The organism is Cobetia sp. 10Alg 146 (assembly GCF_029846385.1).
Taxonomy (GTDB): Bacteria; Pseudomonadota; Gammaproteobacteria; order Pseudomonadales; family Halomonadaceae; genus Cobetia; species Cobetia marina.
On the sequence record NZ_JARWKT010000008.1, the window covers coordinates 209,202 to 219,370 of the forward strand.

The window sequence follows — 10,169 nt, forward strand, 5'->3', positions numbered from 1 at the left end:
GGCCCGCTGCGCCGCTGGAAACCTCGCGACGAGGCGACGGCGGCGTGTCGGCTCAGGCTCAGCTGAAGCTGATGCTCGGGCCTTCGTCCGCCTCGGCAGTGTCCAGGGTCTCGATGACCTGACGCGCGATGGAGAGGAAGCACTTGGCCACCTCGCCTTGCGGCTCCGCGATCACGCTGGGACGACCACCATCGGCATTCTCGCGGATGCTCAGGGTCAGCGGCAGCTGGCCCAGCAGACGAGTCTGGTATTCCTCGGCGATGCGCTCACCGCCACCGGCACCGAAGACCGCTTCACTGTGGCCACACTGGCTGCAGGTATGCGTGCTCATGTTCTCGACCACGCCCAGCACCGGCACCTTGACCTTGCGGAACATCTCGATGCCCTTCTGGGCATCCAGCAGCGCGATGTCCTGCGGCGTGGTGACGATGACAGCCCCGGAGACCGGCACCTTCTGGGACAGGGTCAGCTGGATGTCACCGGTGCCCGGCGGCATGTCGATCAACAGCACGTCCAGCTCTCCCCAGGCAGTCTGGTTGAGCAACTGCTGGAAGGCACCCGCGACCATCGGGCCACGCCAGACCATCGGGTCCTTCACGTCGACCAGATAGGCCATCGACATGGTCTTGATGCCGTGGGCCTCGATGGGGCTGAAGACCTGCTCACCGGTCATCTCCGGACGCTGACCGGTCGGCACGCCGAACATCTGCGCCTGACTCGGCCCGTAGATGTCGGCGTCCAGCAGGCCGACCTTGAGACCTTCCTGAGCCAGCGCCAGTGCCAGATTGGCCGTCACGGTGGACTTGCCGACGCCACCCTTGCCGGAGGCGACGGCCACGATGTGCTTGATACCTTCCATATCTTGAAACTCCTGTGACGGCCTGCGCCGCGCGGTCAACGCAGCAGGCGCAGACGTCTGAACTGTCAGCGAAAAAAGCCGTGGAACACGATGGGCACAGTATGCCTGCCACCGCGATACGGGCCAAGCCGATGGGACATGCCTCGAGGAGTCATGACCCGATGAACCATGATCAGAAACGCACGTCGACCGGCAGGAAGCGCCACTCGCCCGGTGCCATGCGGCCCAGCAGGATCGCGCCCAGGCGCAGGCGGCGCACCTCGATGACCCTGAGGCCCTGCTCCTCGACCGCACCGCGGATACCGCCCACCGGCACTCGCTTCATGGCGATGCGCAGACGGGTGTCGCTCTGCCAGCTGATGCTGACCTTGGGCTTGCGCCCGCGGATGTCGGCGCACAGCGCGAAGCCGATACGCTTGAGGCCGTCGTCATCCAGCGTCCCTTCCACTTCGACGACGTATTCCTGCTCCAGCTGGTCCAGGTCATCACCGAGCTTGCGGATCACACCACGATTCTGTGACCACACCGCGAGACCGGATTCATCCTCGCCGAGCTCCGCCAGCGGCTGCTGGGACAGGAAATGCACCTTGAGCCAGTCGGCACCGCTGTGGTCCAGCGCACTGCGCGGCGCGCCGTCACGCAGGGTGAGCGGGTCCGGCAGCGGAGCGCCCGGCGGGCGATACCACACCAGAGTCATCGGCGCGATGGGCTCCATGCTGGCGCCCTCATCGACCGTGACTTCCTCATCCGTGACCTTGAAGAACGGCGCCTCGACGACTTCGCCCGCGACTCGCACCACGCCCTGGGCGATGAGATGCTCGGCTTCACGACGTGAAATGCCCTGCTGATGGGCCAGGAACTTGGATAGACGGACGGGTTCAGTCATGGAAACTCTCAAGGACAGCGACGCTAGCGACCGGAGGCAATGGCACGCACCAGCGCAGGATGACGAAGTGTGATGCACGATGGACAATCACGAAGACCGGCCATGATAACGACAAGCCGGCGCGATGACACGGGAGAATGCCCGCCGCCGCCCGGCGTGATTCAATGGCGGCAGGGAACTCTTCCCGACTGCCGTCGTCTGAGCTGCGTCAGAGTTGCGTTGAAGCCGACAAGGGGCATCGAACGAATGACATCGGGCAAGATGGCGCGTCTGCGCGACTCGCCCTCATGCGACCATTACTGCTCGATCGCGCCCGAAGGGTCATCACGCCGGGGGATGCCTGTGTCACTGCCTAGATTGGCACACCACCCCAAGCCTACAGGACATGTCTACAGGTAAACTGCATGCGTCCATCGACATCCGCGCACCCCGTGCGTGCCCACGCTACACCCCCGGCACCGCGCCGCGGCATTGCCGGCATCGACCGCCACGCCACGCTGCGTGGACTGCGTCATCTGCTGCTTGTCGCGGGGCTGACGCTGGCGGCTGGCTGCTCGGCGCCACAGGCCTCGGACACCCCTGCCGCTGCCAATGCCGTCAGCGCCGCCGCCAAGGCCGAGCGCCTCGAGAGCCTGCTGGTGCGAGGCCAGGACGATATCCCCGATGAGCTGTTGCTGACCAAGGCCGGCGCCCGCGCCATCGACCCCAATGGCCAGCGACCGGTGGACGACCCGCTGACCTGTCTGGCGCGCGCCGCCTACTGGGAAGCCAAGGGCGAAGGCCGAAGCGGCATGCAGGGCATCGTCAACGTGGTGATCAATCGCGCCGCCGACCCGCGCTTCCCCGACAGCCTCTGTGGCGTGGTCAAGCAGGGCGGCGAGAGCGGCAGCTGCCAGTTCTCCTGGTGGTGTGACGGGCGTTCCGACAGGATTCGCGAGCCGGAAGCCTACGCCGAGGCACGCGACGTGGCTCGGCAGGCGCTCAACCATCAGCTGGAAGACGTCACCGACGGCGCGCTCTACTTCCACGCCCGCTACGCTACGCCCTACTGGGCCAAGCGCTTCGTGCGCACCGCGCGCATCGGTCAGCACCTGTTCTATCGCAACTGAGCGCGAGCCGCTGTTGCTGGATGACCACTGTTGAGAGCCTACCGACACTGCGACCACAAGTCGGAAACACGACGCCCCCGTTGCCATTGGCAGCGGGGGCGTCTGCATGAGAGCGGCTGCGCTTACTTGTTCGGCTGGGCCGTCAGCTTGGTACGGATGAATTCGCTGTGACTGACGTGCAGCAGTCCGGCAAGCCGGCGGATGCGATGCTCCTCATGGGCATCCAGCTCGCCATCGGCGTACGCCAGCTCCCAGAGCATGCCGATCAGCTCGGTGCGCTCCTCAAGGCTCATGTGCTCGTTGAGCTGCTTGACGAAGCGGTAGTGATCCGTGGCCTGTTCGGCATCCTGTTCGGCCTGGGACAACAGGCTGGCAAGCTCATCCTTCTCCAGCGAGAAACGCTCGGCCAGCTGACGTGCAAGCGCTTCTCGCTCGCGCACATCGAGGTGGTCATCGGCGCGCACCACCTCGAACATCAGCACGGCCATCGCAAGCTCGGGGCCGGGTTCATCGTTGGGGCGCGCGTTGCTGCCGGGCATCATCACCTGACGGATGAGACGATTGATCTGACCTGCGACAGATAGTTGAGCTGCCATGCTGACCTCCAGAAACGGGAAAAGTGGCGTATAGCATCCTTCATGAGGGCGCCGGGAAGGGATGCAACCGCACAGTTGCGCATGGCGGCGTTGCTGGTGACGCGACGCGCCCTTCGCGCCGCCCGCACCTTCGCGATATAGTAGCGCTCATCCCGACGGGGCGATGCGTTCGCCCCTATCACGTGTCATCCCGGCGAGCCGCTGCCCTTCACGCAGCAGGCGCCCTTTACCGTCAAGACGAGGCCTCATGTCAGCGCGCAAGATTCTGGTCACCAGTGCCCTGCCCTATGCCAATGGGTCGATCCACCTGGGTCACCTGCTTGAGTACATCCAGACCGACATCTGGGTACGCTTCCAGAAAAGTCGTGGCCACGAATGCCATTACGTGTGCGCCGATGACGCCCACGGTACCGCCATCATGCTGCGTGCCGAGCAGGAAGGTGTCACCGCCGAGCAGCTGATCCAGCGTGTGAGTGACGAGCACCAGGCCGACTTCGCCAAGTTCGGTGTCGACTTTGACAACTACCACTCCACCCACTCGCCGGAGAACCGCGCCCACAGCGAGCGCATCTATCTGGCGCTGCGTGATGCCGGCCATATCGCCACCCGTGACATCGAGCAGATGTTCGACCCGGTCAAGGGCCTGTTCCTCGCCGACCGCTTCATCAAGGGCACCTGCCCGAAGTGCAAGACCGAAGACCAGTACGGCGACAACTGTGAAGCCTGCGGCGCGGCCTACACGCCGGCCGAGCTGATCGATCCGGTCTCTGCCATCTCCGGTGCCACCCCGGAAATGCGCACCTCCACGCACTACTTCTTCAAGCTGCCGAACTTCGCCGAGTTCCTCAAGGAGTGGACCAAGAGCGGCCGCGTGCAGAGCCAGATCTCCAACAAGCTGCAGGAATGGTTCGAGGCGGGTCTGGCCGAGTGGGACATCTCCCGCGATGCACCGTACTTCGGCTTCGAGATTCCGGACGCGCCGGGCAAGTACTTCTACGTGTGGCTGGACGCGCCGATCGGCTATCTCGCCAGCTTCCAGAACCTGTGCGAGAAGCAGGGCATCGACTTCGACAGCTACTGGAAGGCCGATTCCGACGCCGAGGTCTATCACTTCATCGGCAAGGACATCGTCTACTTCCACGCCCTGTTCTGGCCGGCGATGCTGGAAGGTGCCGGCATGCGCACCCCGACCGGCGTCAACTGCCACGGCTTCGTGACCGTGAACGGCGCCAAGATGTCCAAGTCGCGCGGCACCTTCATCAAGGCCGATACCTACGCGCAGTTCCTCAACCCGGAATACCTGCGCTACTACTTCGCCGCCAAGCTGACCTCCGGCGTCGATGACCTCGACCTCAACCTCGAGGACTTCACCGCCCGCGTGAATTCCGACCTGGTCGGCAAGGTGGTCAACATCGCCAGCCGCTGTGCCGGCTTCGTCAAGAAGCTGGGCGACGGCAAGCTGTCCGCCACCTGCGCCGAGCCGGAGCTGGTCGAGCGCTTCATCGCCGCTGGCGAAGGCATCGCGGCGGACTTCGAAGCCCGTGAATTCGCCCGCGCCATGCGCAAGGTGATGGAGCTGGCCGATGAAGCCAACACCTACATCGCCGACAAGGCGCCGTGGGCGATGGCCAAGGAAGACGGCCGCGAGCAGGAAGTGCTCGACGTCTGCTCCGTGGGCATCAACCTGTTCCGCCAGCTGATGGTCTATCTGGCGCCGGTGATTCCGGAGCTGGCCAACAAGGCGCGCGACTTCCTGAACCTCGAGAGCCTGGACTGGGCCAGCCGCGAAAGCGTGCTGACCGATCATGCCATCAACAAGTTCAAGCCGCTGCTGACCCGTGTCGAGCCGGAGCGCATCGACAAGATGCTCGAAGCCTCGCGCGAAGTGCTGGTCGAGGAGCAGAAGATCAAGGACGGCACCGCCAAGGCGGAAGCTGCCGCCGCGCCGAGCCCGCTCGACGCCGACCCGATCGCCGAGGAGATCGACTTCGACACCTTCATGAAGACCGACCTGCGCGTGGCGAAGATCGTCAAGGCGGAGCACGTCGAGAAGGCGGCCAAGCTGCTCAAGCTGACATTGGATATCGGCGGCGAGACGCGCACCGTATTCTCCGGCATCAAGTCCGCCTACGCGCCGGAAGCCCTGGAAGGCCGCCTGACCGTGATGGTCGCCAACCTCGCACCGCGCAAGATGCGCTTCGGCGTGTCCGAAGGCATGGTGCTGGCCGCCGGTGACGACGAAGGCATCTACCTGCTGGAGCCGCACACCGGTGCCAAGCCGGGACAGCGCGTCACTTGATGCACTGATTCAGCCTCGCTGAAGCCTCTTCAGCGCAACGCCCCGCCAGAGAGTCTCTGGCGGGGCGTCGTCGTTCAGGCATCTGGCTCAGGACTCGGCAGTATCACGATCACTCGTAACGGCGACCGGCATGCTCCAGCCAGCCGCCCACATGGCGGCCACCGGGATCATGATGCGTCCAGTGGATCACGCCGCCCTTGTCGGTCCACTCGTATTCCCCGTAGAAGCCGATGCGATCCCCGACCTGAAGACTGTCGATACGCGGCGCGAGATCGATGTTGTGCGCCACCAGAATGGTGGTCCCGCCTGCCACTCGAATCAGGAATTTCTGATGGCGACTGCCCTTGAGATCATCCCGAAGCAGGCGTATCACCTCCCCCGTGCCGCGCACCTGCACATCACTCTGCTGCGCGCGGATGGCATCGCGCAGGCGCTGCTCATCCGCGGAGCCGGTGCCCTGCTCCTGCGTGGTCTGCGGTGAGCGGAAGTCGCTCCACAACTGCGTGAGCGAAAGGTTGCCATTGCCCGTCAGCTGGGAAATTCCCGCCAGGATGACCACGATGACAATGACCCACAACGGCCGCCTGCCGCGCGAACCCGATCGACGCATATCCCACTCCTTGTGCAATCCCTTGAGGATGAAAAGACACTGGCAACGCCAGAATCATAAAAAGTAATAAAGGAATTCTTCTTTATTACTTCAAGAGCCAAGCAAAACACGAAACAATGGCCGTCTCACACTGGCAACACTGCGCCTTGATTGCCACGCTACAGGCTGTCGGCAGGCAGTATCTTGCGTATAATGCTGCCGCGCTCGACGCTCCTTCCTGACGTGCCGCATCCTGACTGCGCACGACAGCGACGCGCCATGATCTTCTGCTAGCGCAGCGTCATGCCTGTCGACCGTACACCAGAGCGCCTTCGAAACACCCTGACCGAGCGACGCCCCTGATGAGTGAATACCTTCTTATCCTGATCAGCACCATCCTGGTCAACAATTTCGTGCTGGTTCAGTTCCTCGGCTTGTGCCCGTTCATGGGGGTCTCCAACAAGCTGGAGTCGGCGATGGGCATGTCGCTGGCCACCACCTTCGTGCTCACTCTGTCCTCGATGTGCGCCTACCTGACCTACCACTTCATCCTCGCGCCGCTGGGGCTTGAGTACCTGCGCACCATCGCGTTCATCATGGTGATTGCCGTGGTGGTGCAGTTCACCGAGATGGTGGTCAAGAAGACCAGTCCGCTGCTCTACCAGGTGCTGGGCATCTTCCTGCCGCTGATCACCACCAACTGTGCGGTGCTCGGTGTGGCGCTGCTGACCCTGAACCGCAATTCAAGCTTCATGGAAGCCACGCTCTACGGTTTCGGTGCGGCCGTGGGCTTCTCGCTGGTGCTGGTGCTGTTCGCCGCCATGCGTGAGCGCCTGGCCTTCGCCGATGTGCCACGCCCCTTCCAGGGCCCGGCCATCGCGATGATCACCGCCAGCCTGATGTCGCTGGCCTTCCTCGGCTTCTCCGGACTGGTGCAGATCTGACATGCTCGATTTCCTCAACGACCATACGCTGATCTCCGCCATCATCGCGCTGGTGGCCATGGCGATCGTCTTCGGTGGCCTGCTCGGCTTCGCCTCGGTGGCCTTCAAGGTCGAGGGCGACCCCATCGTCGAGCAGATCGACCAGCTGCTGCCGCAGACCCAGTGCGGCCAGTGCGGCTATCCGGGCTGCAAGCCCTATGCCCAGGCCATCGCCGAGGGGGACGAGATCAACAAGTGCCCACCGGGTGGCGAGAGCACCATCGCCTCGCTGGCCGACCTGCTGGGTCGCGAGGCCACGCCGCTGGATGGCGATGCCGACAACACCCCCAAGGTGGCGGTGATTCGCGAAGACGAATGCATCGGCTGCACCAAGTGCATCCAGGCCTGCCCGGTGGACGCCATCCTGGGCGCCGCCAAGCACATGCACACCGTGATCGCCGACGAATGCACCGGCTGCGACCTGTGCGTCGAGCCCTGCCCGGTGGACTGCATCGACATGGTGCCGGTCGCCACCGACGTGCGCAGCTGGCATTGGCCACAGCCGGCCGGCCCGACCCGAGACAATACCCGCTTCAGCGGCAGCCTGATCGTCACTGACGCTGCCCCGCAAGAGCGCGCTACCGCCACCTCTGCAAGGAATGTCGCCTGATGGTTCTGTCGTTGCTCAAGTCCATGGTGACGTCCCGTTCTGCCACGAGCACTGCTGCCCCGCGCGCGACAGGCAGTGACAGTGCTCCCCGCGTATTCGACTTCCACGGCGGCATTCACCCGCCGGAACACAAGGCACTCTCCAATCGCGCCCCGCTGGTGGCCGCACCGCTGCCCCATGAGGTGGTACTGCCGCTCAGTCAGCATATCGGCGCGCCCGCCCAGCCGCTGGTGGAGATCGGCCAGCGCGTGAAGACCGGTGAGCTGATCGCTCGCGCCCAGGGCATGATCTCCGCGCCAGTGCATGCCAGCATCACCGGCGTGGTCACCGCCATCGAGCCGCGTCAGATCCCTCACGTCTCGGGCCTGGAAGATCTGTGCATCGTGATCGAGCGTGACGGCGAGATCGATGAATGGGCGCGCCTTGAGGCCTGGCGCGACTGGCGCCAGCAGGAAGCCCAGGACCTGATCCAGCGCCTGCAGGATGCCGGCGTGGTCGGCCAGGGCGGTGCGGGCTTCCCCTCGGCGGTGAAGGCGCGCGTGCGTGAGCGCCACGCCATCGACACCCTGATTCTGAACGCGGCGGAGTGTGAGCCTTACATCACCGCCGATGACCTGACCATGCGCACGCATCCGGAAGCGCTGATCGAAGGGCTCGAGATTCTCGCCAGCCTGATCGGCCCCGAGTGCATCCTGATCGGTATCGAGGACAACAAGCCCGAGGCCGTCATCGCGCTGGAGCAGGCGATTCGCGCCCGGCGTGCCGACAAGCGCCTGCCGCCGCTGGATTCACGTCTGGAAGTCGTGGTGGTGCCGACCAAGTACCCTTCCGGCGGCGAGAAGCAGCTGATCAAGCTGCTGACGGGCCGCGAAGTGCCCAGTCGCGGCCTGCCCGCGGATGTCGGCGTGGTGGTGCACAATCCGGGCACCGTGCGCGCGGTGCAGCGTGCGGTGTGCTTCGGCGAGCCGATGATCTCGCGGGTCGTCACCCTGACTGGCGAGGCCCTGCAGCACCCGCACAACGTCGAGGCTCGCCTGGGCACCGCCATCGGTGACCTGCTGCGCCTGGCTGCTCCTTCTGCGAGCGGCATCGCCCGTCTGGTGATGGGTGGGCCGATGATGGGCTTCACCCTCGAGAGTGACGCCCTGCCGATCATCAAGACCACCAATTGTCTGCTGGCCTCCTCGCCTGAGGCGGTGCCGGCCCCCGCTGTCGAGCAACCCTGCATCCGCTGTGGCATGTGCGAGCAGGCATGTCCGGCGGAGCTGCTCCCGCAGCAGCTCTACTGGTTCTCCAAGTCTCGCGAGTTCGACAAGGCCGAGCTCTACAACCTCGCGGACTGCATCGAGTGCGGTGCCTGCTCCTATGTCTGCCCCAGCCAGATTCCGCTGGTGCAGTATTACCGCTTCGCCAAGGGCGAGATTCGTACCGCCCAGCACGAGGCGCGCAAGTCAGAGCGCGCCCGTCACCGCTTCGAGTTCAAGCAGGCGCGCATGGCACGCGAGGAAGCCGAGAAGGAAGCCAAGCGCCAACAGCGTGCCCAGGCCGCCCAGAAGGCCGCCGCAGCGCGCGCCGATGCCAGCGCCGTCGCAGACACGACGTCGACCTCGGCCTCCACAGCGACCACGGCTGCCCAACCGGCACCGGCCACCGATATCAAAGCCTTCAAGACGGCGCGCGCCGCAGCCAACATCGCTCTCAAGAAGGCCGAGAAGGCGCTCAAGGCGGCTCAGGACAGTGGCGAGAGCAGCGCCAGTGATCTTGCGGCGCTTGAGGCCAACGTGACCGCGGCCAAGGCCAAGCTTGCCAGCGCCGAGAGCGCCCTCAAGGCCGCCAGTGAGGCAAGCGAGTCCGCCGCTGCGGCCCCCGCCTCTGCTGCCACCGGCGCGTCCGCCCCCGCCGCCGCAGCCCCGGCTGCCGCAGCTTCGGCTGGCGACCTCAAGGCGCTCAAGACGGCGCGTGCCGCCGCCAACATCGCCGTCAAGAAGGCCGAGAAGGCCCTCAAGACGGCACAGGACAGCGGTGAGGGTGATATCGCGGCGCTGGAGGCCAGCGTCACGGACGCCAGGGCCCGACTGGCAAAGGCCGAAGCCGACCTCAAGGCCGCCAGCGAGACCAGCGAGTCAGCTGCCCCTGCGGCGGCAAGCACCTCCACGACAGGCGCCGCTGCCCCGGCAGCCGATCTCAAGGCGCTCAAGACGGCGCGTGCCGCCGCCAACATCGCCGTCAAGAAGGCCG

9 protein-coding genes are annotated in these 10,169 nt (G+C 65.0%); 5 read left to right on the forward strand and 4 right to left on the reverse strand.

What is annotated here, in order from left to right:
* Nucleotides 1–58 precede the first annotated feature (58 nt).
* Both apbC and QD172_RS14595 read right to left on the reverse strand, forming a co-directional pair.
* Nucleotides 59–898, reverse strand: a complete 840-nt coding sequence (apbC, locus tag QD172_RS14590; RefSeq protein WP_279856131.1) for an iron-sulfur cluster carrier protein ApbC — start codon at nucleotides 896–898, stop codon at nucleotides 59–61.
* Nucleotides 899–1,031: 133 nt separating this feature from the next.
* Nucleotides 1,032–1,745, reverse strand: a complete 714-nt coding sequence (locus QD172_RS14595) for an RNA pseudouridine synthase (protein WP_279856132.1) — start codon at nucleotides 1,743–1,745, stop codon at nucleotides 1,032–1,034.
* A gap of 404 nt (nucleotides 1,746–2,149) precedes the next feature.
* Between QD172_RS14595 and QD172_RS14600 the strand changes: the two genes are divergently transcribed.
* On the forward strand, nucleotides 2,150–2,854 hold the full coding sequence (locus QD172_RS14600; protein WP_084208219.1) for a cell wall hydrolase: 705 nt from the start codon (nucleotides 2,150–2,152) through the stop codon (nucleotides 2,852–2,854).
* 122 nt (nucleotides 2,855–2,976) lie between these two features.
* Here the strand turns inward: QD172_RS14600 and QD172_RS14605 are convergent, their stop codons facing one another.
* Entirely contained in the window at nucleotides 2,977–3,450 is a 474-nt protein-coding gene (locus QD172_RS14605) for a TerB family tellurite resistance protein (RefSeq protein ID WP_279856133.1), read from the reverse strand.
* Between the two features lie 247 nt (nucleotides 3,451–3,697).
* Here QD172_RS14605 and metG point away from each other — a divergent pair, with 247 nt between their 5' ends.
* A complete protein-coding gene (metG, locus tag QD172_RS14610) occupies nucleotides 3,698–5,749 on the forward strand; it encodes a methionine--tRNA ligase (protein ID WP_279856134.1) in 2,052 nt (683 codons plus the stop codon).
* Between the two features lie 109 nt (nucleotides 5,750–5,858).
* On the opposite strand, the gene QD172_RS14615 is transcribed toward metG, so the two are convergent.
* Complete coding sequence (locus QD172_RS14615; protein ID WP_279856135.1) at nucleotides 5,859–6,359, reverse strand: DUF3465 domain-containing protein; 501 nt, start codon at nucleotides 6,357–6,359, stop codon at nucleotides 5,859–5,861.
* Nucleotides 6,360–6,700: 341 nt separating this feature from the next.
* On the opposite strand from QD172_RS14615, the gene rsxA reads away from it, so the two are divergent.
* The 3 genes from rsxA to rsxC form a co-directional block, all read left to right on the forward strand.
* On the forward strand, nucleotides 6,701–7,282 hold the full coding sequence (rsxA, locus tag QD172_RS14620) for an electron transport complex subunit RsxA (protein WP_077374196.1): 582 nt from the start codon (nucleotides 6,701–6,703) through the stop codon (nucleotides 7,280–7,282).
* 1 nt (nucleotide 7,283) lies between these two features.
* Nucleotides 7,284–7,931, forward strand: coding sequence for an electron transport complex subunit RsxB (rsxB, locus tag QD172_RS14625; RefSeq protein WP_077374199.1), 648 nt, complete (start codon nucleotides 7,284–7,286; stop codon nucleotides 7,929–7,931).
* Nucleotides 7,931–10,169: electron transport complex subunit RsxC (gene rsxC, locus QD172_RS14630; RefSeq protein ID WP_279856136.1), on the forward strand; the 2,239-nt coding region annotated here is incomplete at its 3' end. The genes rsxB and rsxC, both read left to right, overlap by 1 nt.

Bases quoted from the DNA above. Each gene is read 5' to 3' on its own strand.
- rsxB (WP_077374199.1), top strand. From the start codon at position 7,284: ATGCTCGATTTCCTCAACGACCATACGCTGATCTCCGCCATCATCGCG.
- QD172_RS14615 (WP_279856135.1), bottom strand. From the start codon at position 6,359: ATGCGTCGATCGGGTTCGCGCGGCAGGCGGCCGTTGTGGGTCATTGTC.
- QD172_RS14595 (WP_279856132.1), bottom strand. From the start codon at position 1,745: ATGACTGAACCCGTCCGTCTATCCAAGTTCCTGGCCCATCAGCAGGGC.
- QD172_RS14605 (WP_279856133.1), bottom strand. From the start codon at position 3,450: ATGGCAGCTCAACTATCTGTCGCAGGTCAGATCAATCGTCTCATCCGT.
- metG (WP_279856134.1), top strand. From the start codon at position 3,698: ATGTCAGCGCGCAAGATTCTGGTCACCAGTGCCCTGCCCTATGCCAAT.
- QD172_RS14600 (WP_084208219.1), top strand. From the start codon at position 2,150: ATGCGTCCATCGACATCCGCGCACCCCGTGCGTGCCCACGCTACACCC.
- rsxA (WP_077374196.1), top strand. From the start codon at position 6,701: ATGAGTGAATACCTTCTTATCCTGATCAGCACCATCCTGGTCAACAAT.